Origin of the sequence: Pseudomonas aestiva (assembly GCF_039908605.1) — a bacterium.
Classification (GTDB): domain Bacteria; phylum Pseudomonadota; class Gammaproteobacteria; order Pseudomonadales; family Pseudomonadaceae; genus Chryseomonas; species Chryseomonas aestiva.
Genome location: NZ_CP150916.1, coordinates 3979317 through 4005408 on the forward strand (window position 1 = coordinate 3979317; position 26092 = coordinate 4005408).

General features: G+C 57.9%; 22 protein-coding genes and 4 tRNA genes. 11 read left to right on the top strand and 15 right to left on the bottom strand.

Annotated features, from left to right (window positions below; all coding sequences use genetic code 11):
• The first annotated feature begins 136 nt into the window (after nucleotides 1-136).
• Entirely contained in the window at nucleotides 137-634 is a 498-nt protein-coding gene (locus tag AABM56_RS18455) for a hypothetical protein (protein WP_347883604.1), read from the top strand.
• 12 nt (nucleotides 635-646) lie between these two features.
• On the opposite strand, the gene yacG is transcribed toward AABM56_RS18455, so the two are convergent.
• From yacG to pilB, 5 genes are all read right to left on the bottom strand, one after another.
• A complete protein-coding gene (gene yacG / locus AABM56_RS18460) occupies nucleotides 647-844 on the bottom strand; it encodes a DNA gyrase inhibitor YacG (RefSeq protein WP_007160931.1) in 198 nt (65 codons plus the stop codon).
• Nucleotides 841-1452 carry a dephospho-CoA kinase gene (gene coaE, locus AABM56_RS18465; protein ID WP_347883605.1) on the bottom strand — a complete coding sequence of 204 codons (612 nt, stop codon included), beginning with the start codon at nucleotides 1450-1452 and terminating at the stop codon, nucleotides 841-843. The genes yacG and coaE overlap by 4 nt, the downstream gene beginning before the upstream one ends.
• Nucleotides 1449-2321: an A24 family peptidase gene (locus AABM56_RS18470; RefSeq protein ID WP_347883606.1), complete on the bottom strand. Its 873-nt coding sequence runs from the start codon at nucleotides 2319-2321 to the stop codon at nucleotides 1449-1451. The genes coaE and AABM56_RS18470 overlap by 4 nt, the downstream gene beginning before the upstream one ends.
• Complete coding sequence (locus AABM56_RS18475) at nucleotides 2321-3538, bottom strand: type II secretion system F family protein (RefSeq protein WP_347883607.1); 1218 nt, start codon at nucleotides 3536-3538, stop codon at nucleotides 2321-2323. The genes AABM56_RS18470 and AABM56_RS18475 overlap by 1 nt, the downstream gene beginning before the upstream one ends.
• Nucleotides 3539-3748: 210 nt before the next feature.
• A complete protein-coding gene (pilB, locus tag AABM56_RS18480; RefSeq protein WP_347883608.1) occupies nucleotides 3749-5443 on the bottom strand; it encodes a type IV-A pilus assembly ATPase PilB in 1695 nt (564 codons plus the stop codon).
• 212 nt (nucleotides 5444-5655) lie between these two features.
• On the opposite strand from pilB, the gene AABM56_RS18485 reads away from it, so the two are divergent.
• The 4 genes from AABM56_RS18485 to AABM56_RS18500 all read left to right on the top strand — a co-directional run bounded on the left by AABM56_RS18485 (nucleotide 5656) and on the right by AABM56_RS18500 (nucleotide 9643).
• Complete coding sequence (locus AABM56_RS18485) at nucleotides 5656-6090, top strand: pilin (RefSeq protein WP_347883609.1); 435 nt, start codon at nucleotides 5656-5658, stop codon at nucleotides 6088-6090.
• A gap of 435 nt (nucleotides 6091-6525) precedes the next feature.
• Nucleotides 6526-7851, top strand: a complete 1326-nt coding sequence (locus tag AABM56_RS18490) for a Wzy polymerase domain-containing protein (protein ID WP_347884133.1) — start codon at nucleotides 6526-6528, stop codon at nucleotides 7849-7851.
• Nucleotides 7839-8750: a glycosyltransferase family 2 protein gene (locus tag AABM56_RS18495; protein ID WP_347883610.1), complete on the top strand. Its 912-nt coding sequence runs from the start codon at nucleotides 7839-7841 to the stop codon at nucleotides 8748-8750. The genes AABM56_RS18490 and AABM56_RS18495 overlap by 13 nt, the downstream gene beginning before the upstream one ends.
• The gene (locus AABM56_RS18500) at nucleotides 8747-9643 is read left to right on the top strand and encodes a glycosyltransferase (RefSeq protein WP_347883611.1); all 897 of its coding nucleotides are present in this window, start codon (nucleotides 8747-8749) and stop codon (nucleotides 9641-9643) included. The genes AABM56_RS18495 and AABM56_RS18500 overlap by 4 nt, the downstream gene beginning before the upstream one ends.
• Before the next feature lie 110 nt (nucleotides 9644-9753).
• Here AABM56_RS18500 and AABM56_RS18505 read toward each other — a convergent pair whose 3' ends face one another.
• Complete coding sequence (locus tag AABM56_RS18505) at nucleotides 9754-10752, bottom strand: SDR family oxidoreductase (protein ID WP_347883612.1); 999 nt, start codon at nucleotides 10750-10752, stop codon at nucleotides 9754-9756.
• A gap of 290 nt (nucleotides 10753-11042) precedes the next feature.
• On the opposite strand from AABM56_RS18505, the gene AABM56_RS18510 reads away from it, so the two are divergent.
• From AABM56_RS18510 to cyoE, 6 genes are all read left to right on the top strand, one after another.
• A tRNA-Thr gene (locus tag AABM56_RS18510) sits at nucleotides 11043-11118 on the top strand.
• Between the two features lie 406 nt (nucleotides 11119-11524).
• Complete coding sequence (gene cyoA / locus AABM56_RS18515; protein ID WP_133861286.1) at nucleotides 11525-12448, top strand: ubiquinol oxidase subunit II; 924 nt, start codon at nucleotides 11525-11527, stop codon at nucleotides 12446-12448.
• A gap of 3 nt (nucleotides 12449-12451) precedes the next feature.
• Nucleotides 12452-14440 carry a cytochrome o ubiquinol oxidase subunit I gene (gene cyoB, locus AABM56_RS18520; protein WP_133861287.1) on the top strand — a complete coding sequence of 663 codons (1989 nt, stop codon included), beginning with the start codon at nucleotides 12452-12454 and terminating at the stop codon, nucleotides 14438-14440.
• A gap of 4 nt (nucleotides 14441-14444) precedes the next feature.
• Entirely contained in the window at nucleotides 14445-15059 is a 615-nt protein-coding gene (locus AABM56_RS18525; RefSeq protein WP_133861288.1) for a cytochrome o ubiquinol oxidase subunit III, read from the top strand.
• Complete coding sequence (gene cyoD, locus AABM56_RS18530; protein ID WP_133861289.1) at nucleotides 15059-15397, top strand: cytochrome o ubiquinol oxidase subunit IV; 339 nt, start codon at nucleotides 15059-15061, stop codon at nucleotides 15395-15397. Before AABM56_RS18525 ends, cyoD begins: the two co-directional genes overlap by 1 nt.
• Nucleotides 15398-15408: 11 nt before the next feature.
• Nucleotides 15409-16296, top strand: coding sequence for a heme o synthase (gene cyoE / locus AABM56_RS18535; RefSeq protein WP_252977194.1), 888 nt, complete (start codon nucleotides 15409-15411; stop codon nucleotides 16294-16296).
• 70 nt (nucleotides 16297-16366) lie between these two features.
• Here the strand turns inward: cyoE and AABM56_RS18540 are convergent, their stop codons facing one another.
• The 9 genes from AABM56_RS18540 to clpB form a co-directional block, all read right to left on the bottom strand.
• On the bottom strand, nucleotides 16367-20278 hold the full coding sequence (locus AABM56_RS18540; protein WP_347883613.1) for a PilC/PilY family type IV pilus protein: 3912 nt from the start codon (nucleotides 20276-20278) through the stop codon (nucleotides 16367-16369).
• Nucleotides 20275-20880 carry a PilX N-terminal domain-containing pilus assembly protein gene (locus tag AABM56_RS18545; RefSeq protein WP_347883614.1) on the bottom strand — a complete coding sequence of 202 codons (606 nt, stop codon included), beginning with the start codon at nucleotides 20878-20880 and terminating at the stop codon, nucleotides 20275-20277. The genes AABM56_RS18540 and AABM56_RS18545 overlap by 4 nt, the downstream gene beginning before the upstream one ends.
• A complete protein-coding gene (locus tag AABM56_RS18550) occupies nucleotides 20877-21662 on the bottom strand; it encodes a prepilin-type N-terminal cleavage/methylation domain-containing protein (protein ID WP_347883615.1) in 786 nt (261 codons plus the stop codon). The genes AABM56_RS18545 and AABM56_RS18550 overlap by 4 nt, the downstream gene beginning before the upstream one ends.
• 3 nt (nucleotides 21663-21665) lie before the next feature.
• Entirely contained in the window at nucleotides 21666-22262 is a 597-nt protein-coding gene (pilV, locus tag AABM56_RS18555; protein ID WP_347883616.1) for a type IV pilus modification protein PilV, read from the bottom strand.
• Nucleotides 22263-22796, bottom strand: coding sequence for a GspH/FimT family pseudopilin (locus AABM56_RS18560; RefSeq protein WP_347883617.1), 534 nt, complete (start codon nucleotides 22794-22796; stop codon nucleotides 22263-22265). It lies immediately after the preceding gene.
• A gap of 270 nt (nucleotides 22797-23066) precedes the next feature.
• A tRNA-Lys gene (locus AABM56_RS18565) sits at nucleotides 23067-23142 on the bottom strand.
• 5 nt (nucleotides 23143-23147) lie between these two features.
• Nucleotides 23148-23224 (bottom strand) — tRNA-Pro (locus tag AABM56_RS18570).
• 10 nt (nucleotides 23225-23234) lie between these two features.
• Nucleotides 23235-23310: transfer RNA gene (locus AABM56_RS18575), tRNA-Asn, on the bottom strand.
• A 162-nt stretch (nucleotides 23311-23472) separates the two neighbouring features.
• On the bottom strand, nucleotides 23473-26037 hold the full coding sequence (gene clpB / locus AABM56_RS18580; RefSeq protein ID WP_187980245.1) for an ATP-dependent chaperone ClpB: 2565 nt from the start codon (nucleotides 26035-26037) through the stop codon (nucleotides 23473-23475).
• Nucleotides 26038-26092 lie beyond the last annotated feature (55 nt).

Genomic DNA, 26092 nt, shown 5'->3' on the forward strand with positions numbered 1-26092 from the left:
CGCGCCGGATACCAGTCCGCAATGTGCTGACCGACGCATGACGCAGCGCACAGCCGCCCGCGTCTCCCCCCTGCGACGGGGTTCCAGCCGGTAGACTCACGGTCTATCGGCCGTCGGCCATCGACAGGATGTTTTCATGCGTTTCCTCGTTGCCCTCCCCTTGCTCCTGGGCGCTGCCCTCGCCCATGCCGATAACGGCGAGCCCGTCGACTGCGCCAGCCTGCAGGCCCAATTGCCGCTACCGGCGCTCCAGCAGACCTCCGGCCTGCCGCTGGCCTATGCCCGGCAGATCGCCGGCGGCTGCGCCTTCACCGATCGCGACACCGGGCAACCGGCCAACTATCTGCTGGGCTTGTCGGCGGGCTACGAGAATGGCGGTCGGGCGCTGCCCAAGCTGCGGCGGCAGGTGCAATCGCTCAGCGAGCAACTGGAGTGCAAGGCCATCGATGGCCTCGGCGAAGGCGCCAGCGCCTGCAGCAAGCCGCTGCTGGGCACCCAGGTCTTCTTCATCAAGCGCGACCGCATCCACACGATCACGGCGTCCAGTCCGCTGGAATACGAGAAACCCGAGTTGGCCGCCAAGCTGCGCCAGGCGGCCCAGGCGACCGCCCAGGCCTGGGCGCAGCGGCTATAGGGAAGGCGCGTCCTAGTGGCCGCGGCGATTGAGGTCTTCGGAGTAAAGATCGTCTTCCAGCTCATTGCCCGGGATGGCGTGTTCTTCCGCCGCCCAGGCACCCAGATCGATCAATTTGCAGCGGTCGGAACAGAAGGGCCGGTTGGCGCTCTTTTCGCTCCATTCCACGGGTGCGCCACAGGTGGGACAATCCACGGTAAGAGTGCTCATGCTTGGCCTCCGTCAAGGGTCAGATAAAAGGAATGCAGGCGCTCCACCTCGGTGTGGAGCTGGGCGAGATCGCCGTCGTTGCAGATGACATCATCGGCCTTGGCCAGCCGCTCGGTACGCGGCAGCTGTGCCGCCAGGATGGCCCGCACCTGAGCCTCGTCGACCCCATCGCGACGCATGGCCCGCTCAAGCTGCAGCGCTTCCGGCGCGTCTATCACCAGCCCCCGCCGGACCAGCGCCCGCTGGCCGGATTCGAACAGCAGCGGCGACACCAGGATGGCATAGGGCGACGCTGCGCGGGCCAGGGCTGCCAGAATTTCCTGGCGAATGAGAGGATGCAGCAGGGCTTCCAGCCAGCGCCGCTCGGCCGGATCGACAAAGATCGCCGCCCGCAGCGCCGCCCGATCCAGGCTGCCATCCGGCCGCAAGACAGCAGGCGAAAAATGCTCCGCGATCTCGGCCAGTGCCGGCCGGCCCGGCTCCACCACCCAGCGGGCGGCCTGATCGGCGTCGACACAGGTGATGCCCAACTGGGCGAAATGCTCGGCAGCGGCGCTCTTGCCACTGCCGATGCCCCCGGTCAGGCCGAGGGTCCAGGCAGAAGTCATCGGAATCCGGCGAAGTTCAGGTACAGGCCGGTTATTTGATCACCCCAGAGCAAGGCAATCCACCCCGCCACGGCCAGATAAGGGCCAAAGGGCAGGGGCGTACTGGTTTCCGCACGCCGCAGCCGCAGGGTGATGACGCCCAGGATGGCACCCACCAGCGATGACAGCAGGATGGTCAAGGGCAGGATCTGCCAGCCCCCCCAGGAACCGAGCAGCGCCAGCAACTTGAAGTCGCCATAGCCCATGCCTTCCTTGCCGGTCACCAGGCGGAACAGCTGGAACACCAGCCACAGACTCAGATAACCCGCCACCGCGCCCCAGACGGCATCGCCGAGGTTGGTGAACAGCCCGAACTGATTGGCGACCAGCCCCAGCCACAACAGCGGCAGAACGATCACATCCGGCAACAGCTGGTGATCGGCATCGATCAAACTGGCCGCCAGCAGGCCCCAGGTCAGCAGCAGAAAGGCCCCGCCCTGCCAGGTCACGCCTAGGTGCCAGATGACCCAGGCGGACAGCAGCCCACAAGCCAGCTCAACCAGCGGGTAACGTAGGCTGATGGAAGCCTGACAACCCTTGCAACGACCGCGCAGGAGTAGATAACTCACCACCGGCACGTTTTCCCAGGGCCGCACGGCCCGCTGGCAATGGGGGCAACGCGAGGCAGGCCGAGCCAGATTGAAAGCAGGCCCCACGGGCTCGGCCGGCAGCTCCAGCACCTCACGCGCCTCCGTCTGCCAATCCCGCCTCAGCATCACCGGCAGCCGATAGACCACCACATTGAGAAAGCTGCCCACCAGCAACCCCAGGATCAGCGCGCAAAGCGCCGCGGCCAGAGGCGCGCTGGCTAATAATTCCAGCAGCGCCATCAGACCACCGAGCCGAGCTGGAAGATGGGCAGGTACATGGCAATGATCAGACCACCCACCAGCACCCCGAGGACCGCCATGATCATCGGCTCCATCAGGGTGGTGAGATTGTCGACCATGTTGTCGACTTCGTCCTCATAGAAGGTCGCCACCTTGGACAGCATTTCGTCCAGCGAACCCGACTCCTCACCGATGGCCGTCATCTGGATGGCCATGGACGAGAACACCCCGGTCGTACGCATGGAGAAGTTGAGCTGCATACCGGTGGAGACATCGCCCTTGATCTTCTCCACGGCGTTGCGGAACACTACATTGCCGGTCGCACCCGCCACCGAGTCCAGGGCATCCACCAGCGGAACGCCGGCCGCAAAAGTGGTGGCGAGAGTACGGGCATAACGGGCAATGGCCGACTTGTAGAGAATGGAGCCAATCAACGGAATCTTCAGCAGTCCACGGTCGGTAGCGTCACGGAATTTTTCCGATTTCTTGTAGAAGTGCCGCAGGACGAAGGCCAGCACGAAGAGCCCGCCCAGTACCAGCAGCCACAACTCCTGCAGGACTTCGGAAATGGCGATCACCATCAGGGTGAACGCAGGTAGTTGCGCCCCGAAGCCCTCGAACACCGATTGGAACTGAGGCACCACCTTGATCAGCAGAATGGCCGACACGATTACCGCGACGATGATAACTGCCGCCGGATAGGTCATGGCCTTCTTGATCTTCTTCTTCAGCGCCTCGGTCTTTTCCTTGTAGGTGGCTACCCGATCCAGCAAGGTCTCCAAGGCACCCGATTGCTCACCCGCATCCACCAGATTGCAATAGAGGTCGTCGAAATACTGCGGCTGCTTGCGCAAGGAGTTGGCCAGGCTATTACCTGCGGCAACATCCTGCTTGATGTCGTCGACCATCTTGCGCATGTTGGGATTGTCGAAGCCCTCACCAATGATGTCAAAGGCCTGGAGCAGAGGCACACCTGCGGTCAGCATGGTCGCCAGCTGTCGAGTAAACAGGGCGATATCCATGGGCTTGATCTTCTTGCCCTTGCCGAATAGCGACACCGACTTCTTGCGCACCCGGGTCGGATTGATCCCCTGCTTGCGCAACTGCGCCTTGATCAACGCAGGATTCAGGCCCGTCATCTCGCCCTTCACCTTGGTCCCTTTGCGATCGGTCCCCTCCCAGGTGAAGCTGCCCATCTTGATAGCTTTATCGGCCATGGCCTCGACTCACAAAGACTCGGTCCGCCTTGGCGGACGCGTCAGAAGAATGCTCTATGCAGAGCCGGTTGCGGCTTTAAAGGCAAGCATCGCGCCAAACGTCGACGGCTTTAGCGCTCTGCGACAATCAAGACGCATGGACAGCAACTATCCGACGCACCGCTCTAGTCCCCTTTCCCTCTGGGAGAGGGCTAGGGTGAGGGAAAGTCATTAGTCCTTAGTCACCCGATTGATCTCTTCCAGACTGGTAATCCCCTGCATCGCCTTCACCAGCCCTGACCGCCGCAGATCATTGAAGCCCTCTTTGCGCATCCGCGCCGCGATCTCGATGGAGTTGCCCTCCTCCATGATCATTTGCTGCAACGCTGGCGTGACCTTCACCACCTCATAGATCCCCACTCGCCCGCGATAACCCGCATTGCAGTCCTCGCAGCCGATGGGCTGGTAAAGGGTAAAACTGCCGATCTCTTCCTCGCGGAAGCCTTCGGCCAATAGGGCCTCACGCGGCACCTCATGAACTCTCTTGCACTTGTTGCACAGCTTGCGCGCCAAGCGCTGGGCGATGATCAGATTGACCGAGGTCGCCAGATTGAAGGCGGGCACCCCCATGTTACGTAGACGCGTCAAGGTTTCCGCCGCGCTGTTGGTGTGCAGGGTCGACATCACCATGTGACCGGTCTGGGCCGCCTTGATGGCGATCTCTGCCGTTTCCAGATCGCGGATCTCACCCACCATGATCACGTCAGGATCCTGACGCAGGAAGGCGCGTAGTGCCTGGGAGAAGTCGAGTCCCTGCCGCGGGTTGACGTTGACCTGGTTGATGCCTTCCAGGTTGATCTCCACCGGGTCTTCCGCCGTGGAAATATTGATGTCTTCGGTATTGAGGATGTTAAGGCCGGTATAGAGGGATACGGTCTTCCCCGAACCGGTTGGTCCGGTCACCAGGATCATCCCCTGCGGCTGCTTGAGTGCCTGCAGATAGAGCTCCTTCTGCACATCCTCATAGCCCAGGGCATCGATCCCCATCTGGGCGCTGGAGGAATCCAGAATCCGCATCACGATCTTCTCGCCCCAGAGGGTGGGCAGGGTGTTCACCCGGAAGTCGATGGACTTGGTCTTGGAGACCTTTAGCTTGACCCGGCCATCCTGGGGTTTGCGCCGCTCGGAGATATCCATATTGGACATCACCTTGAGCCGCGCCGAGATCCGCGACACCAGCTGCACCGGCGGCCGCGCCGCCTCGTGCAAGACGCCATCGGTACGGAAGCGCACCCGGTACATCTTTTCATAGGGTTCGAAGTGCAGGTCGGAGGACCCCTTCTTGATGGCATCGAGCAGCATCTTGTTGACGAACTTCACCACGGGCGCATCGTCGGCGTCGGTACCCGCAACGGCTTCCTGAGGCCGTTCTCCTCCCTCAGCTTCCAGATCGAGATCGAGATCGGACAACTCCAGCCCACCGGTTCCCGTATCGAGGTATCGCTCGATGGCCTGATGTAGCTTGTCATCTTCGACCAGCACGACCTCCACCGCCAGCTTGCTGCCAAAGGAAACATCATTGATGGCCTGCTGGTTGGTAGGATCGGAAAGCGCGATGAAAAGCTTGTTGCCTCTTTTGCTCAAAGGCAGGAAATGATGCTGCTGCATCAGCTTCTCGTTGACGATGTCCTTGGGCAGCTGCTCCTTGTCGATAGCCGCCAGATCGAGAAAGGGCACCCCGAACTCCTGGGCAGCAAGCTCCGCCAAGGGCCGGCTCTGCACCAATCGCTGCTGCACGAGATAGGTGACCAGCGGCACCTTGGCTTGCTTGGCCTTGACCACCGCCTGCTGGGCAGCCGCCTCCGCCAGCAACTGCGCATCCACCAGTTGCCGCGCCAGTCCCGACAGCATCACCGTCTCGTTCATCGTTGATTACCCAAGCCTGCGTTAGCTGGCCTTATAGCACCCCCCTGCCCCGCCCGCAAAATGGCGCCAGACCACTGACATTTTTTGTCATGACCTGCCCCTTTGTTGACGCCATCGACAGAGAAAGCGTGCTGGAGTAGGCATTTTTTTTGGCACGGCCTATGCTTTGGTACTGACAGGCATGTTGGCCTGAACCAACCCGGAGATTTTGAATGAATGCTCAGAAAGGCTTTACTTTGATCGAGCTGATGATCGTGGTAGCGATCATCGGCATTTTGGCGGCGGTGGCAATTCCTGCCTACCAAGACTACACAGTTCGCGCTAGGGTCTCTGAAGGCCTTAGCCTGGCTTCGCCCGCTAGGCTTGCAGTAGCTGAGAATGCTGCAAATGGCGCTTCTAGTTTGGCACAGGGCTGGTCGGCTCCGCCCGCAACTACTAACGTCAGCTCTGTTTCTGTTGCAAGTGATACAGGCGTTATTAGTATTGTTACTACCTCTCGCGCAGGAAACGTCACCTTGACCTTGACGCCTAAATCTAGTGGTGCAGCTTTGAGCTCTGGAACTGTTCCGCCGGGTGCAATTACGTGGGTTTGCGCAGTGAGCGATGCTACAAAGGCGAAATACGTCCCCTCCGAATGCCGCGGCTAATCAATAGAGATTGAAAAAGGCCGAAAGGCCTTTTTTAATATTTCGATGAAAAAATACAGCCTATCAGCTCTTTTATCTTTCGGGATCGCTTCGATACCCTTCATAAACCCCATACATTTGTACCCCGATGGCGACTTTACAAGTCAAATATTAGCATTTACGCTCTCCGTCGGACTAGTATCGTATTCGACATACAAGCATGGCAAGATTTACTTCTCCACAACACCTCTATTATTATTTTATCTATTACTTGCCATACTATTAAATCCAAAGATAAACGAATACTCTTATTCGTCCGTATTGGTTATCTTTGCGGCGACCCTCCTTTCGGCGACTATCCAGAGTGAATCTAAAGAACCGATAATATGGGGATTGATAGCTGGGACAATCCTCAACTGCGTGGCGGGCTACATCCAGCTTTTCAACCTCACCGAAATGGTAAAGCCCTACGTTTTCTGGGAGCCTAACAACCCTAACGCAACCATTTACGGAAACATTGCACAAAGAAATCTATTTACTTCCTACATTTTTATAGGACTACTTTGTGCTATACATATCTACTCAAACGAGAGCACTACAAAAAACCGGTATATTCTAGTCACATTATTACTTCTAATATCCCCCCTATTGGCATTTTCCGCATCAAGGTCAATCTTCTTATATCTAGCAGCTTCGATAATTTTGATATTTATATTTTCTAGAACGGGACGGCCAACAGACTACTCTCGGCGCTTCCTAAAAGTACTGTTTTATTCGCTGGCAACCTTATTAGCCTGCCAAGTACTAGCAACTGTATTTGCCAACCAAGAAACAGGCATGAAGCGACTTGCCGGCGGAGACGCCATTCGTGTGGCCGAGTGGCAAAAATCCCTAAGCATAATATTGAATAATCTCCCGTGGGGAACAGGCTGGGGAAATTATGCGCACTATAGTTTTCTGGAGCAACTAAAGGAATCTAACTCAGCACAAAACATCACCTGGACCCACTCACACAATATAGTGATAAACTTATTAAGCGAATTAGGCATAGCAGCAGCTCCAGCACTAGTCGGCCTAGCACTAATTAGCATTCAACTAACAAGATCACTAAAAAACACCAAGAAAGACTATTTCTCAGTGCTTTCAGTTATCACACTGGCGCTACACAGCCTATTGGAATACCCTCTTTGGTATACGCACTTCCTCATATTAGTAGTCGCGATAATTGGCTCTTCCAATCTAAAAAGAACCGAAATCCCATTGACGAAAATTACACAAACAGTAATATGCGGAGCTTGTTTATCGCTACTAACGCTCTCCATTATCACGTCATTCAAATACTCTTATTTAGTAGAAAACACCTACAAATCATCAGATCAACTTTCAAATATAGAAAAAACGGCAAACTTTACTCGCATAGCTGCCAACCCGGCTTTGAGCTTCGCCGCTGATCTTTCGAATCTAAACTTCTTACCAATAGCTAGCGGCAATTTACGCCTTTGTCTTATTTATCGAATGGCAAAATCGCTCCCCACCTACACGCTACTTGATAAGTTGGCAATTGAGCTTTACACGGCAGAAGAAAACAAACTCGCACAAAGTGTCGTTAATAGCCGCTACAAAGCATACCCAACCGAAAGCGAAGAAGTATTCCTCGAAGACATAAAAGGTTTTTCGGAAAAAGATCAAAAAGCAATCAAAAAAGACATAGCCTCCGCAAAGGAAAACAAGCCCGAGGAAACCCTTTATAAATTTGAGGAAATACGCTCGTGCTCGAACTAGAAGAAAAAGAGCTCTCTGGGATACTAGCAATAATAGTTACATACAATCCAGAAACGCTTAAGCTAGATGCATTGTTACTTGAACTAGAGCGCTCAAAAATAAGCACCCTTGTAATTGATAATGGCAGCGCGATAAAACCAGTTATAGATAGCCAAACGTTTGCATTCATAGAAAACGAAAAAAACGCAGGTTTAGCAGCAGCTCAAAACCAAGGATTGAAATATGCAAAATCTAGAAAATTTGAGAACGTCTTACTCTTAGATCAAGACAGTTTTATCTCCAAAAGCACAATCGAAAATTTACTTAATGACTTAAAGCTCATTTCTCCTCACTATAATATTGCTGCAATTGCCCCACTTTATAGAGGTAGACAGCACAACAATAAATATGCCAATCATATAAAAGTATCTAAATATGGTTTTTTAGTAAAAACAAGAGCAAAAAAAGCATCGAAACCTAGAGAGGTAGATCTTTTAATATCATCTGGAAAAGTAATTCCTACAAAAGTTTTTGATACAGTGGGAATGATGAACGAAGCGCTTTTTATAGATTACGTCGACACCGAATGGTGCTTTAGAGCAAAAAACAAAGGCTTTCATCTATTTAGCTCAACACGCTGTGAAATGACTCATACCATAGGCGAGAGCTCCACTAGCTTTCTGGGATTCACCATCCCGATACATTCGCCTGAACGAAGATACTATAGGGCACGAAACTCAATAATTTTACTTGGCTTACCGCACATACCCACCGCAATTGCGCTAAGGGAAATTGCCGCATGTATATTTCATCACGCATTCTTTTTTTTATACAAGAACGACAAAAAGAAATACATAAGATCATTATTTGCGGGATTCATGGATGGCATTAAAACGCTGCAAGGGCCTACGAAAAAATGAACGCAAAATTCGCTATATTGCTAGCAGCGAAAAATGGAGAAGAATGGATATCAGAACAAATAGCTAGCATCCTTGCACAAAAAGACATTGACCTACATATATATATAAATATTGATAAATCAGACGACAATACCGAAAAGATTATTGCCGAAGCAACGAAATTTCAAAAAAATATAACTATACTTAATGAAAGAAAAAGCTTTGGTAGTGCAGCTAAAAGCTTTTACCATTTGCTAGAAAAGATACCGCTTCACCAATACGACTACCTTTGCTTTTCAGATCAAGATGACATCTGGTCAGAAAACAAGCTTATTACTGCCTATAAAAAAATAAGAGACGGTAACTACCTCGGATACTCGAGCAATGTAACTGCGTTCTGGGAAAACGGCAGGAAAGTTTCGATAAAAAAATCACAGCCTCAAAAGAAATGGGATTATCTATTTGAGTCAGCCGGCCCTGGTTGCACGTACGTGATATCCAAATTCCTAGCAGAAAGTTTTCTAGAGTTCTTCAAAAATCATCGCAGCGAAATATTGAGCATAGACGTTCATGACTGGACAATATATGCCTTCTCAAGATCAAGAAACTTCAGATGGCTGATTGATGAGAATGACTCCTTTGTATTATATCGCCAACATGAATACAATGCACTTGGCGCTAATTTAGGAATAAAAGCGGCTAGGAAGCGGATCAAACAAATCAAGGAAGGTATATATAGCAAAAAGGTTCTAAAACTAGTCGCTCTTTTTCAGCCAAAACTTATCCCAAGTATAAAACACCATGACGACGGCAGAATAAAAAAATCTTTTATCTTAAAAAACTTTTTAAACTTGAGAAGACGCAGAAAAGACCAAGTACTTATGGTGGTTTTTTCGATCGCAAACATCTTATAGAAAACCTCGCAACACCAAATAAAACACCGAAAGTCAATATATTTAGGTAGAGCGCAGTCATATAAAAACGCCTATACGAAAATATAAATACGGCTACCGATTGCTAGTAATTATGGCATCCCCTTCCCCCCAAAAGCCCCCACCACCGTCCCCGTACTAAAACTCGCATCCTCCTCTGCCAACGCCACATACAACCCCGCCAACTCAGCCGGCTGCCCTGCCCTTCCTAGCGGCGTGTCCTGGCCGAACTCCTTCATCTGCCCTTCCAACTGCCCACCCGCCACCTGCAGCGGTGTCCATACCGGACCCGGCGCCACGGCGTTGACGCGGATGCCCTTCTTGGCCAGTTGCTTGGCCATGCCCTTGGTGAGGTTGAGGATGGCGGCCTTGGTCGAGGCGTAATCGATCAGTTCTTCGCCGGGGTCATAGGAGTTCACCGAGACGGTATTGATGATGCTGGCGCCCGGCGGCAGGTGCGGGATGGCGGCCTTGCTGAAGCGGAAGACGTGATAGACGTTGGTCTTGAAGGTCCGGTCGAATTGCTCGTCGGTGATCTCGAGGATGTCCGCCTTGCTCTGCTGATAGGCCGCGTTGTTTACCAGGAGATCCAGACCGCCGAGTTGCCGGATGGCCTTGCTCACGACGTCTTCACAAGCCTCCTGGGTACGGATGTCAGCCGGCAGGGTGATGGCCTTGCGACCGGCTTCGGTGATCAGCTTGACCACTTCCTGGGCGTCGGACTCTTCGGAAGGGTGATAGTTGATGGCCACATCTGCCCCCTCGCGAGCGAAGGCGATGGCCACGGCGCGACCGATGCCGCTGTCGCCGCCGGTGATGAGAGCCTTGCGTCCAGCCAGACGGCCCGAGCCGTGATAGCTGGTCTCGCCATGGTCCGGACGCGGCTCCATCTTGCTGGTCAGCGCCGGCCATTCCTGGCGCTGCTCCTTGAAGGGTTCGCGACTGTACTTGGTGCGCGGATCCTGCAGCGGCCTGGCGGGGCGAGTCGCGCTGGTACCATCCTTGGCGACGGCCGCACCTGAGGCAGCGGCGGCGAGCCCGACGGCGGAGCCGACGAGTACGTTACGACGGGTAAGGGAGTAATCGGTCATCGAGGCTCTCCGCACGGGCAGCTATCTATTGGCAGGATCATGGGGTCGAATCTGCGGCAAGGCTGGATCCGCGAAGAATTAGGTATGACGACTTGGGCAAAGGTTTCCAGAATGGACTCTGCCCTGACCGCTGACCTCTCCTTCCAAAAATCGCGTCAGGCCGAGAAGCATTGGCGAATCGTGAAATCCAGCGCAGACAGCAGTGCGACACATCGCCACAGGCCGCAATACGCGCTCAATGACCAGGCTTGCACAGCAGATAACTGAAGACTTATCATTGAAAGCTTCGTGCCGGTGTAGCTCAGTTGGTAGAGCAGCGCATTCGTAATGCGAAGGTCGTAGGTTCGACTCCTATCTCCGGCACCATCCTTCCGCTTCGTCCTCTCCGTGTCTTTTCAAAGCCTTCAAGGCCTTAGCCGCCTTGGGCCGCGCCTTTATGCGCCCTTCCCCGACCTGAACCTTGCCAGCCGGACAACCGTGGAAGCCCGATCAAACTGGCGACTCCCCGTCCCTCGGCTACTCTTACCCAGCGCATGACAGTGCCTTACACCGCCTGATTTCGGCTTTCTTGACGGCCGGCAAGACCTGAACGGTGGCTGACCAAAGGGTCGAATATCCAGCCCCTCTGTGGCACCATACCGCGCTGCGAAATCCCGCAATTTCTGCAATCCATCAGTCTGCCGCACGGATGCCTGTCCGTTGCGGAGCATGAGGCTGGCGACAGGCACGTTGAGAGAATAACCACGATGAGCCGCTCTACTGAGGTCGTGAGATGAAACTAACGAAGTATCTAAAACCAACCGGTTGGCTTCTGGCCGGTGCCGCCGCGCTGCTGCTCAGCGGGTGCGACGCCGTGCTGCTGGATCCGAAAGGCTCCATCGGCGTGCAAGAACGCAACCTCATCTACACAGCGTTCGGCCTCATGCTGATCGTGGTGATCCCGGTCATCGTGATGACCTTCCTGTTCGCCTGGAAGTACCGCGCTACCAACAAGGAAGCCAAGTACACCCCGAACTGGGCCCACTCCTACAAGATCGAAGCCGTGGTCTGGCTGGTCCCCCTGGCCATCGTGGTGTTCTTGAGCATCCTGTCCTGGAAGACCTCCCACGAACTGGATCCCTTCAAGCCGCTCGATCATCCCGAGCAGCCGCTGGTGATCGAAGCGGTCTCGATGGACTGGAAATGGCTGTTCATCTATCCCGAGCAGGGCATCGCCTCGGTGAACGAGATCGCCATCCCGGTCAATCGTCCGGTGCAGTTCAAGATCACCTCCGAGTCGGTCATGAACACCCTGTCCATCCCGGCCCTGGGCGGCATGATCTACGCAATGTCCGGCATGCAGAGCCAGCTGCACCTGATCGCCGATCACCCCGGCGAGTTCGAGGGTCGCTCGGCCAACTATAGCGGCGCCGGCTTCTCCGACATGATCTTTACCGTGCACGCGGTACCCACCGCTGGCGATTTCGACGCCTGGGTGAACAAGGTCAAGCAATCGGGTGGCAAGACCCTGGATCAGGCGAGCTACACCGAGCTGGCCAAGCCCAGCGAGAAGCAGCCGATCGCCTACTACTCGACGGTCGAGCCGGATCTGTTCAGAACGGTCATCAAGAAGTTCATGAAGTCCGACTTCAGCAAGCAGACCGATCACGTGATGGACATGAGCCAGCACGGTGGTCAACACGGTACCGAGGAATAAGTTATGTTCGGTAAATTAACTCTGGCGGATATTCCGTATCACGAGCCGATCATTCTCGTGACGTTCGTTGTGGTCGCCCTGGGCGGCCTGGGACTCATAGGGGCGCTCAGCTACTTCGGCAAGTGGGGCTATCTCTGGAAAGAGTGGCTGACCACCGTCGACCACAAGAAGATCGGCGTGATGTACTTCATCGTCGCGCTGATCATGCTGCTCCGTGGCTTCTCCGACGCCATCCTGATGCGTAGCCAGCAGGCCATCGCCTCTGGCGGCGCCGAGGGCTACCTGCCACCGCACCACTACGACCAGATCTTCACCGCCCACGGCGTGATCATGATCTTCTTCGTGGCGATGCCGTTCGTGGCCGGCCTGATGAACGTGGTGACACCGCTGCAGATCGGTGCCCGCGACGTGGCCTTCCCCTTCCTGAACTCGCTGAGCTTCTGGCTGTTCGTGGCCGGCGCCGTGCTGATCATGATGTCGCTGTTCGTGGGCGAATTCGCCGCGACCGGCTGGGTGGCCTATCCGCCGCTGTCAGGCATCAAGTACAGCCCAGGCGTAGGGATGGACTACTACATCTGGGCCCTTCAGCTTTCCGGTATCGGGACGACCCTGACCGGCGTCAACTTCTTCGTGACCGTGCTGAAGATGCGTACCAAGGGCATGACCCTGATGCGCATGCCGATCTTCACCTGGACCTCGTGGTGTACTGCCATTCTGATCATGGCGGCCTTCCCGATCCTGACCGTGACTCTGGCGCTGCTGACCCTGGACCGTTACCTGGGCTTCCACTTCTTCACCGCGGAAGCCGGTGGCAACCAGATGATGTACACCAACCTGATCTGGGCCTGGGGCCACCCCGAGGTATACATCCTGATCCTGCCGGCCTTCGGCGTGTTCTCGGAAGTGACCTCCACCTTCAGCAAGAAGCGTCTGTTCGGCTATGTATCGATGGTGTGGGCGACGGTAGCCATTACCGTGCTGTCCTTCATCGTCTGGCTGCACCACTTCTTCACCATGGGTTCGGGCGGTAACGTCAACGCCTTCTTCGGCATCGCGACGATGATCATTGCGATCCCGACAGGGGTGAAGATCTTTACCTGGCTGTTCACCATGTACCAGGGTCGTATCCAGTTCACCTCGCCGATGCTCTGGACCCTGGGCTTCATCGTGACCTTCAGCATCGGCGGCATGACCGGCGTACTGCTGGCGGTACCGGGTGCGGACTTCGTGCTGCACAACAGCCTGTTCCTGATCGCCCACTTCCACAACGTGATCATCGGCGGCGCCGTGTTCGGCTACTTCGCCGGCATGATCTACTGGTTCCCGAAGGTGTTCGGCTTCAAGCTGAACGAGAAGCTGAACAAGCAGGCCTTCTGGTGCTGGCTGATCGGTTTCTATGTCGCCTTCATGCCGCTGTACATGCTGGGCTTCATGGGCATGACCCGTCGTCTGAACCACTACGACAACCCTGACTGGCACCCCTTCCTGGTGACCGCCGCCATTGGCGCCGGCATCATCGCCCTGGGCATCCTCAGCCAGCTGTGGATGTTCTACGTCAGTATCCGCGACCGCAATCTGCCGGAAAACGTGGACGTGACGGGCGATCCGTGGGATGGCCGTACCCTGGAATGGTCGACCTCGTCGCCGCCGCCCTTCTACAACTTCGCTGAAGTGCCGGAAGTGCACGACATCGACGCCTACTGGGGCATGAAGGAAAAAGGCATCACCGAGAAGAAGGATGCGGACTACAAGAAGATCCACATGCCGCGCAACACCGCTGCCGGCATCGTGATCAGCTTCTTCGCCCTGATCCTCGGCTTCGCCCTGATCTGGCACATCTGGTGGCTGGCCATCGCCAGCTTCGTGGGTTGCATCGTCAGTGCGGTCGTCCGCAGCTACGACGACGATGTCGACTACTACGTACCGGCGGAAGAAGTGGCGCGAATCGAAACCGCGCGCATTCAGTCCCTGGCGAAATTCAAGCAGGCCTAATCCAATGGCGAATCAAGTTATGCATAACGAAGTCGCCCATGCCGAGGAGCATGGGCACCACGACGCCGGATCGATGAAGACGTTCGGCTTCTGGTCCTACCTGATGACCGACTGCATTCTGTTCGGGACGCTGTTTGCGACCTATGCAGTCCTGAGCGGGGCCCATGCCGATGGCCCCTCCCAGAAGGACATCTTCGAACTGTCGTTCGTCCTGGTCGAAACCTTCCTGCTGCTGTTCTCCAGTATCACCTACGGCTTCGCCATGATTGCTCAGCACCATGGCAGCAAGGGTGGCGTTCTGGGTTGGCTGGCGGTCACCTGGCTGTTCGGTGCCGGCTTCATCGGCATGGAAGTCTATGAGTTCCATCACCTGATCGAAGAGGGCTACGGTCCGGATCGCAGTGCCTTCCTGTCGTCGTTCTTCGCGCTGGTCGGTACCCACGGTCTGCACGTGAGTTCGGGTCTGATCTGGATGATCGTGCTGATGCTGCAGGTCGCTTCCAAGGGCTTGACCACCACCAACGTGACCCGCCTGTCGTGCCTGAGCCTGTTCTGGCACTTCCTGGACATCATCTGGATCTTCGTCTTCACCATCGTCTATCTGATGGGGGTTCTGTAATGGCGCACGATCATAACGCCCACGGGCACACCGCCGAGAGCCATGGCACTTTCAAGAGCTACATGGTCGGCTTCATCCTGTCGGTCATCCTGACGGTCATTCCCTTCGGTCTGGTGATGTTCCCCACCTTCTCCAAGGGCGCGACCCTGGCGATCGTGGTGATCATGGCGGTGGTACAGCTGCTGGTGCACCTGTACTTCTTCCTGCACCTGAACACCTCCGAAGAGCAGCGTTGGAACGTGATCTCCTTTGGTTTCACCGTGGTCATCGTCGGTATCGTGGTCGTGGGGTCCCTGTGGATCATGTACCACATGCACAACAACATGATGATCCACTGAACCGGGCCGACGTGATGATCAAGAAGTACCTTCTCGTGACGAAGCCGGGCATCATCTTCGGCAACCTGATCTCGGTTGCCGGCGGGTTCTTCCTGGCGTCCAAAGGGAGCATCGACCCGCTGTTGCTGCTGGCGACGGCGATCGGGGTGTCGTTGGTCATTGCTTCCGGCTGTGTGTTCAACAACGTGATCGATAGGGACATCGATCAGAAGATGGAAAGAACCTGCAATCGCGCCCTGGTCCAGGGCACGATCTCCTCGAAGGTGGCGCTGGCCTATGCCGCCCTCCTCGGCCTGGCCGGGGTGGGGCTGCTGTACGGGGCGACCAATCTGGTCGCCACCGCCTTCGCGGTGATGGGTTTCGTGGTGTATGTAGGGCTCTACAGCCTCTGGCTGAAGCGCACCTCGGTATACGGCACCCTGGTCGGCAGCCTGTCCGGTGCCGCACCGCCGGTGATCGGCTACTGCGCCGCCAGCGGCCAGTTCGACAGTGGCGCTGCGGTACTACTGCTGATCTTCTGCCTCTGGCAGATGCCGCATTCCTACGCCATCGCCATCTTCCGTCTCAAGGACTACACCGCGGCCTCGATTCCGGTACTGCCGGTGGCCAAGGGTATCGCGGTGACCAAGCGTCACATCGTCTGGTACACCGTGGCCTTCATGGCCGCCACCCTGCTGCTGACCGTGCTCGGCTATGCCGGCTACGTCTATCTGGCAGTGGCCGCCGTGATCGGCGCCTGGTGGCTGCGCCTGGCCTTCATGGGCTATCAGGCCGAGAACGACGTGCAATGGGCACGCAAGCTGTTCGGGTTCTCCATCATCGCCATCACCGCCCTGAGCGTCATGATGTCGGTGGACTTCCAGATCCCGGGCGACGTGCTGCTGACTTACGCGCGCTGAGACGCACCGTTCCATGAAAAAGCCCGGCCTGATGCCGGGCTTTTTCATGCCTGCGTGAAAGCTGCTGCCGCTAATCTTGGTTGGTGATGACGCGCCAGGTCTGACGGCGGCTGGCGGGCAGGTCACCCCGCAAGCCATTCGGCGCCTTGCCGTCGCTGCCATAGATCGCCGCGTCCGCCAGGGTTCCTTCCATGCTGAAACTGCCATCACCATAGACGAAGGGCACGATCCCACCGAGCAGACCATCGAGCTGGATACGCCCATAGACCGTATCCGTCCCCAGATTGAACAGGCCACTGTTGTTGCCGCCGGTGTAGGGATCCAGGGCATAGAGGTAGGTGGTGACGCCGGCGGTACAGGCGTCGGTGCTAGGTATCAGGGAGCTCATCAACAGAGTGCCGCTGAATAGTTGGGGTTTGTTGATCACCAGCTCGCCATTCAAGGGCAGATTCAGATACCAGCCCTGTTTGCCATTGGTCGCCGTATTGGCGTCATAGCTGACCGACGTCGTGGAAAGGGTGTTCGCCGTACTGCTGACGCTGGAACCGGCAGAACTGGTGTAGTTGATGCGCTGATCGGCGCCCAGGGTTTGCTGCTGCAGACTGGCGATCGTCAGAACTGGAGTGCTGCTGGCCACCGATCCATCGGTCTGGCGATCCCAGATGCCGTAGAGGGTCATGGCCTTACTGGTATTGGCCAGGGCATCGTTGGCCTCGAGATATTTGCCGGTACCAAAGAGCACCAGATGGCCCGTTCCACTCGGATGAGCCACGACCGCAGGACTGGCGGTGATCGGCTGGACCAGATTGGTGGTACCGGGCGCCAGGCTACTGGCCTGGGCGGTATAGAGGGGCCGCCCCCCAAAGGCGACACGGAAGTTGTCCGCTGCGGCCGTTGCGGTCAGGGAGGTACCGATCAGATCGAAGCGCCAAAGATTGCCGTGCAAGTCACCGGCATAGGCATAGTCGGCGATCAGGTCGCCGTCGACATCGGCTACGAAGGGGGAACTCAGCCCATTGGGTGCCGCGACGTTATCGATAGCGGGCAGCACCTTGATCAGGCTGCCATCGGCCACGTTCATTACATAGAGCACGGCGTTGTCCTGGGCACTGTTGTAGCCATTGCTGACCACCACGCCCCAGCCGCCGGTATGCAGCCGGGTAATGACGGGTTGGGCGAAGGTGAAGCCCAGGTCCTTGTAGCTGGCGTCGGCGTCAGACTTTTCCCAGAGCAGCACCGGGGCATTGGGATTGGTGATGTCCAGTGCAAAGATGCCCCGCCCTCCCCCGCGCAGCGTGCCGATCAGTACCGTGCGCCAAGCCCCATTGAAATAGACGTCCCCCACCACCGGCGTATTGTCGACATAGGACTGATGCCCGCCGCCGTTGTAGCTGCGCTCGGTCAGCCGGTTGAGAGTGCCGATGACGGCGCTGGGAATGAAGGCATAGACCTCCTGCCCCTGGTCGTCGAAGGCATGCAGCATGCCGTCATTGGCACCCACATAGATACGCCGCTCACGGGCTGCATTGCTAGTGCGGAACGTCGCGTAGGAATTGTCGCCAACGGTCGCGTTCATCAGGGCGATGGGACTATTGGGGCCGTCCACTACCACCGGTGAGGAATTCACGATGTCACCAAGGATATGACTGCGCGGCCGGAACGACGGCGTAGCGCCAGGCGCCTCCTGGCCACGATCCCCACGCAGATAATCCACCCGGCGACTGCCATAGGTGTCGGTGGCACCTCCGGAAGTCTTGTTGAGACTGAGTCGTTGATCGGTATTCAGATTCACCCAGGCGAAATCGGTCAAGGCGCCGCCCTTGGCCATGTAGATCTTGCGAGTGCCGAAGACGGTATTACCTGCAGCGTACTTGCCATCAAGTTGTTGAGCAGCGCTCCAGATCCTCGTCTGGGTGGTACCCGTGCGTTGGTACTTGATGACATCCCCGCTCCAGTCGGCACTGGAGAAGGATGGGGAATAGGTAAAGAGCGCGTTGGTGTCCCCTACCCGGGTGGGCGATACGGTCTGGCTGGCGCCGACGCTGGTGGACTGGGTGATCCGCGTGACGACCTTGCCAAGGGAGGTGATCAGATCGCTGGCGTTTTCCGCACTGAAGAACTCGCCCCGCGAATTGATCGCCGCGTGCCAGAGGTCGTAGACGTTGTTCTGATTGACCGAGTTATCCGCACCCGCCACCGGCCAGGGCGTAGTGCCTGCGGCCAAGCCAGCGTAGCCACCGGCGAAGGTATCGCCATCCCAATCGGGATTGATCAGCGCACTGCTCAAGCCGATACCCACGTAGAACCCTGTGAGGTGCTGCCAGGTGGCGGGGTCATTGCGCGGATTCCAGTAGGGCGAAAGCGTATTGGGGCCCCGAACCTCGCTGTTGGTCACGGTATTGTAGGGCGGTACCTTGTTGTCGAGCCCGGGTTGGGCATCGGTGCGCCAGTAGAGAAAGGCCAGGTCTGCGAGAGTGCTGGAGGTGGTGTCTTGGAAGGGTGCCTGGGGTGAGTACTGCTGTCCGTCCGGGAGGGTCGCGGCAGAGCCGTCGGCGTTGCTGGAGGTAAAAGCCGAATTCCAGATCCCGTCCGTCACCACCAGACTATAGCTGGCGCGACAGCCATAGACCGGTGACTCGCTGTTACCTGGATCGTAGGCGTATGGGCTATTGCTCCCACTGGTCTTGAGCAGCTCGCCGACACGAGCAACCGCCTGGAGCAGCGGCGTGCTCTGGTTGTAATAGACATCACCGAGCCAGGTGAAGAAAGCCGCCCGGTGCGCACCAGCAAAGGGTCTCAGCCGATTGTCATAAGTAGTGGAACTGGAGTTGCTGATGCCGCGGCAGTTGGCGTTGGCTGTTACCAAAATGCAGCTGTCACTGGTACCTAATGCCTGCCAGCCAAGTCGGAGATTTTCCGAGGCATCGGCCAAGGCCAGGTTGGTCGATGTCTGAGCGGCCAGGGCACGGCTGCGATAGAAGGAATACCAGTTGGCGAAATTCTGCCGCTCGTCCGTCCCGCCGGGACCGGAAGAGCTGCCGACCAGTACCCGCCGGTAACAGCCCTCGGTCTGTAAGGCGACGGGAAGACAGGTACTGAGCGTCGTATCGTAGAGATAGTAATAGGCCTGCACGCCAGTGATGGCAGCAGAAATATTGGTATTGGCCGTGACCGTGTAGTTGACCGAGGAAACTACCCCAAGCAGCCCGTAGTCCACGTTGCGGGTACAGGTAACATTGCTGTAGGTAACCGACGTCGTATTGGCAATGCTCGCAGTACAGCCACCATTGAGCGCTGCCCCTGTCAGTAGGCGCTCAAGCAGGGAGGCGTCGCTGATACTGACTTGAGCACCGTTGATGTTCTCGCTGAAGCCGACACCCAACAGAATAGTGAGCAGCGTGAGGCTGCCATAGGTCGAGCTGGTTCCACGGTAATTACCACTACTGAAAAAATCCTGAGACGGGTTCTCCGCCAGCATGCTCGGGCTGTTGTTCTGCAGCCCCGGATTTCCGTAGGAGTTACCCCGCGCTATATTGGGATCTGTAGTAACCAGATTGGGGTTATAACTCCAGCTGACGCGGTAGTCGGTGGCCAGATTGACGCTACCCAGGCTCGATCGATAGCCGTTTACATAGGCACTGGTAAAGCTGGTGGACAGTCGCGTACGGGTCAGCCCGCCCGTACTGCTGTAGCTCACCGCATAGGGCGCCGGATAGCTGATCGCCGGGTTGTAGTAGAGACTGTTGAAGGCCGCTGATTTGGCACGGCGGGTTGGGCGGATGGCATCGGTATTGGAGGCATCCGGCACCACCGCCATCTGCATGCTGGTGGAATTGTCCAGGGTAACGAACAGATTGGGACCGACACTGTTGGTCAGAAACAGCGGCTGTTGGCTCAGATTCAGGGCCGCAGCCTGAGCCGCAGGTGCGGCCAGGGTCAGCAGCAGGGCCAGAGACCCGATGCCCGGTATAGCTCGGCTCATGGCACCTCCAGGGCGACGACACTTTGCAGGATTACCGGAAAGCGCTTGCCGCGATCCTGGGCCACGGCAGTGATCCGAAACAGGTTGGTGGCTGGCGCCGAGACATCGACCGAGCTGCTACCTATGGCCGTCACTACCCAACGGGGTGTCTGGGCGAAGGAAGCGCTACCATCGGAGCCGCGATAGGCGACGGTACGCGCCGTAGGATCGGTCCCGCTTGCCTGAAGCGCCGCTGCTGCCCAGGTCTGGGTCAGGGCACCGGTATTGAGATCGCTAGCCTTGGTCAGGATGCACAGGTCGCCGGTTGGCGCCTTAGCGAAGGCACTGCGTACCGCTGGCACGCTTTCCGAACAACTGGCGAAGCCGGCACTGAACGCCGTGAAGGACGGTTGCTGACTGAGGGCCACCAATCGCCGCTCACCTTCGCGCAGCGCCGCCTCCGCAGCATTGAAGGCCTGGGTGTTTTCCAGAGCGGCACCGCCACTGCGCGCCTGCAGCAAGGTCTGACGCATGCTGGAGGCGGCCAGTAGCGACAGCAGCAACAACATCACCAGGGTGATCAGCAAGGTCGCGCCGCGCTGCCTGCCAAGGACTGGGCTCATAGCGCAAGATTCCTCAGGGTGACGGTGCTCTGCAGTATCTGCATGGGTCGACTGGCGTCAGCGATCTGTAGCCCGGTCAAGGTCTGCCAATTGGTAGCCGTGTTACTGGTTACATCGCTGGTTAGCGCCTCAGTGGTGCTGAGCAACGCCGCATAGCGCACGGCCGGTGCATCCGCCTTGAGTGGAATAGACCAACGAAAGTCCTGCAGCCCCTGCACCAGCACCGCACTGCCCTTGCGTGTCAGCACGCCTCCACGCTCGCTCCAGACCGTGCAGCTGAGGGTGCCACCGCCAGGGGTATTGCCTGCCGTATAACGCAGCTTGAGCAAGACGTTGCCGCCCGCATTGAGATTCACCCGTGGGATGGGATTACCCAGGCAGTCCTGATCCTTGCTGTCCAGGGCGCCCTGATAGCGAATGCAGACACCAGTGGGTGCGTTGACGCTGTCCGTGGTCGCTGCGAAGGTGGCGCCGGCAGCGAAGGCTGGACAGCTGATGTCATCGGCATCCCTGACCTCACCCACCGCCGGAAAGGCTGCCTGCAGGCTACCCTGATAACGGATTTCGGCGCGGAAGCCGGTCCGCGCCAATTGCCGATCGAGCACCTGCAAGGTCAGCTGGGCGTTGTTGCGATTGCCGGTCTGGCCCTGCTGGAAGAGAAAGCTGCGCTTGTTGTTGATATAGATCTGCGAAACGCCCAGCACCAGAAAGGTGCCAACGGTCAGGGCGATCATCATCTCGATGAGGGAAAAGCCCCTCTGTCTGCGTGGCTTGAGGTCCATGGCCTACAGCTCCGAGCGCAGGGCGTAGTAGCAGACGCCCCTGGGGCAATTCAACGAATCGTTGCTGACGTCCTGCCAGGCCACCACCACCATCACCGGTGCTACCGCATTGGCCTCACAGGCACCCAGCGGCGTCGTGTTGCCTGCGGGATCGCTGGACGGCAGTTTCGGTACGCCGGACGCCGGACAGACCGCAAAACTGCTGGCGATCAGCGCGTCTGTTACCGGCAGCAAGGCTTTCACCTGATTCAACCAGCAAACCAGATCCTGCCCCGCTACCGTCTCGCCGCCCGCAGAGCGATCCCGGGTCAAACAGGTCTTGCCGGCATCGAGGGCCTTGGTGCGAAAATTGGTACCGGGCTGCTTGATATAGGCGCCGTCGATCTTGACCTTGTCACTTGCCACCACTTGGTCACGATTGCTGCGCATCAGTTCGAGCAGCTCGTTGGCCAGAACCATGGCGTTGCTGCGCTGCACGGAGTCCTGGGAAAGCGCCACGCTGCGGGTCTGCAGGGCGACCATGCCCAGCACGCCGATGCAGATGATCACCAGACTGACCAGCACCTCGATCATGCTGAACCCACCTTTGCGGCGCTTCATTTAGCTGCACCCCACGGCGCTGGCACGGTTAGGCGTGTAGTCGATTACCGTCAGCACCCCACCCTGGTTGAGGGTGAATTGCTTGCCCTGGGTAAGCGCATTGGTGGCGCAGACGCGAATGGTGGCTTCGCCGCTGAGTTTCAGACTGCCATTGGGTTGGAAGGTCAAACTGGTAAGGGGAGCACCGCCGATGAAACCTGTCCCGTTGACGCCATTTCCCAGCCCGCCACTGTATTGCCGCAGGACTTCGGCATTGGGCAGCACCACGGTCTTGGCTGTGGTGATTTTCAGCGCGCCCATCCAGCCATTGGTATCTTCCGGCTCGGTGGTGATCACGACGTTCACTCCCCGGCTCATGGCTTCACTGCGCGCGTAATAGAGCGCGCGCTGCAACTCCCCCGCTGCCGCCTGGACGCGGTTGCTTTGCACCAGGTTCGCGAAGCCAGGCGCCGCCAGCGCCGTGACGATGCCCAGCAGCGCGATGACGACCAGGACCTCGATGAGCGTGAAACCCGAGAGGCGTTTCGACTGCATTCCCACCGCCTGAAAGCTCGTTACTTCACCTGATAGTAGTAAGGGCTCAGGCAGCCGCTATGACCGGCTATCGCTTCTATTTGCGGGGGAAGCTACCTGGATCAAGGTGTTCGCCGGAGATGAGCGAAATAGAGCGTGGCGTGATGAGCCGAGGATGGCAAGCCGGAATACGGGAAGCAGAAAGATTTCGGGATGACGCTCAGCCTGGCGCTGAGAAAATAATGTCCCAGAAACGCAAAAACCCTCCTGGCGGAGGGTTTCTGGTAAAAATGGTGGGTCGTGCAGGATTCGAACCTGCGACCAATTGGTTAAAAGCCAACTGCTCTACCAACTGAGCTAACGACCCAAATATGGTCGGGGTAGGGGGATTCGAACTCCCGACATCCTGCTCCCAAAGCAGGCGCGCTACCGGGCTGCGCTATACCCCGAGAATGGAAGTGGCTCCGCGACCTGGACTCGAACCAGGGACCCAATGATTAACAGTCATTTGCTCTACCGACTGAGCTATCGCGGAATTTCTCTCTTCCAACCCCTCTTACGTCAGTGCCTTTCGAGCTTTGCCGTAAGTGAGGTGCGCCATTTTACGGAAGTAGAAACAGACGTCAACACCTAGCCTGCTGTTTTTTCACAAATTTATCGGAAACGCCGGGCGACCCTGGGATCGCCCGGCCATTTCCTAGGCGAAGACGATCTCGTCGCCCTCCAGTCGGCCCTGGATCCGGCTGTTCGGCGCGAAGGCCCCGGACAAGATGCGCTGGGCCAGCGGGTTCTCGATCCAGCGCTGGATCGCCCGCTTGAGTGGACGTGCCCCATAGACCGGGTCGTAACCCACCGCGACCAGCTTGTCCAAGGCCTCCGGGGTCAGCTCCAGGTGCAGATCGCGCTCGGCCAGGCGCTGACCCAGTTGCTGCAGCTGGATCTCGGCGATACCGGCGATCTGCTCGCGCCCCAGGGGCTCGAACACCACCACCTCATCGATACGGTTGACGAACTCGGGCCGGAAATGCCCCGCCACCGCATCCATCACCGCCGCCCGCTGGGCATCGGGATCGCCCACCAGCTCCTGGATCTGCGCCGAGCCCAGGTTCGAGGTCATGACGATCACCGCATTGCGGAAGTCCACGGTACGGCCCTGGCTATCGGTCAGGCGACCATCGTCCAGCACCTGCAGGAGGATGTTGAACACATCCGGATGCGCCTTTTCCACCTCGTCGAGCAGGACCACCGAATAGGGTTTGCGCCGTACGGCCTCGGTCAGGTAGCCGCCCTCCTCGTAGCCGACGTAGCCGGGCGGTGCACCGATCAGCCGAGCCACGGAGTGCTTCTCCATGAACTCGGACATGTCGATGCGCACCATGGCGTCTTCGGTATCGAAGAGGAATTCCGCCAACGACTTGCACAGCTCGGTCTTGCCCACTCCGGTCGGGCCGAGGAAGAGGAAGGAACCGCTGGGCTTGTTGGGGTCCGACAACCCGGCCCGCGAGCGACGCACGGCGTTGGCCACGGCGGTGACCGCCTCGTCCTGGCCGATCACCCGGTTGTGCAGGGCCTCTTCCATGCGCAGCAGCTTGTCGCGCTCGCCTTCGAGCATCTTGCTGACCGGAATGCCGGTCCACTTGGAGACCACCTCGGCGATCTCGTCTTCAGTGACCTTGTTGCGCAAGAGCTGGTTGGCCGGCTTCTCGTGCTGGTCGACCATCTGCAGACTGCGCTCCAGGTCAGGAATGGTGCCGTACTGCAGCTCGGCCATGCGGTTGAGGTCACCCTTGCGCCGGGCCGCCTCCAGTTCGGTGCGCGCCTGCTCGATGCGCTGCTGCAACTGGGCGGAATCCTGGACCTCGGCCTTTTCGGCTTTCCAGATTTCTTCCAGATCGGCGTATTCCTGTTCGAGGCGGGCAATGTCTTCGTCGAGTTTCTCCAGACGCTTGCGCGCGGCCTCGTCTTCTTCCTTCTTCAGCGCCTGACGTTCCACCTTGAGCTGGATCAGCCGGCGATCGAGGCGATCCAAGGCCTCCGGCTTGGAGTCGATCTCCATGCGGATGCGGCTGGCGGCCTCGTCGATCAGATCGATGGCCTTGTCCGGCAACTGGCGGTCGGTGATGTAGCGATGGGACAACTTGGCCGCGGCGATGATGGCGCCATCGGTGATGGCCACCTTGTGGTGCACCTCGTAGCGCTCCTTGAGGCCCCGCAGGATGGCGATGGTGTCCTCTTCGCTCGGCTCGTCCACCAGTACCTTCTGGAAACGCCGCTCCAGGGCCGCGTCCTTCTCGATGTACTGGCGATACTCATCGAGGGTGGTGGCACCCACGCAATGCAGCTCGCCACGGGCCAGGGCCGGCTTGAGCATGTTGCCGGCATCCATGGCGCCCTCGGCCTTGCCGGCGCCGACCATGGTGTGCAGCTCGTCGATGAACAGGATGATGCGGCCTTCCTGCTTGCTCAGTTCGTTGAGCACGCCCTTGAGGCGCTCCTCGAATTCACCGCGGAACTTGGCGCCGGCGATCAGGGCACCCATGTCCAGCGCCAGCAGGCGCTTGTCCTTGAGGCCGTCGGGTACTTCGCCATTGATGATGCGCTGGGCCAGGCCCTCGGCGATGGCGGTCTTGCCGACGCCGGGTTCGCCGATCAGCACCGGGTTGTTCTTGGTGCGGCGCTGCAGGACCTGGATGGTGCGGCGGATCTCGTCGTCCCGACCGATCACCGGGTCGAGCTTGCCGTCCTCGGCGCGCTTGGTGAGATCGACGGTGAATTTGTCCAGGGCCTTGCGGCTGTCCTCGGCGTTGGCGTCGTTGACCGCCTCGCCGCCGCGCAGGTTATTGATGGCATTCTCCAGCGCCTTGCGCGAAACGCCCTGCCCCAGCAGCAACTTGCCGAGGCGGGTGTTCTCGTCCATGGCGGCGAGCAGCACCAGCTCGCTGGAAATGAACTGGTCACCCTTCTGCTGGGCCAGGCGATCGGCCTGATTGAGCAGGCGCGCCAGATCCTGGGAGAGATTCACATCACCGTTGGGATTCTGGATCTTGGGCAGCTTGTCCAGTTCTTCGGCAAGGGTCTTGCGCAGGCTGGCGAGGTCGAAGCCAACCTGCCGCAGCAGCGGGGAAATGGAACCGCCCTGCTGTTCGAGCAGGGCAGAGAACAGGTGCAGCGGCTCGATGGCCGGATGATCGTGGCCGACGGCCAGGGACTGGGCATCCGACAGGGCGAGCTGCAATTTGCTGGTGAAACGGTCTATACGCATGGGCAAGGTCCTATCTGAAACGCGGGACGGCGCGGCAGTAGGCGCTTTCGATTAC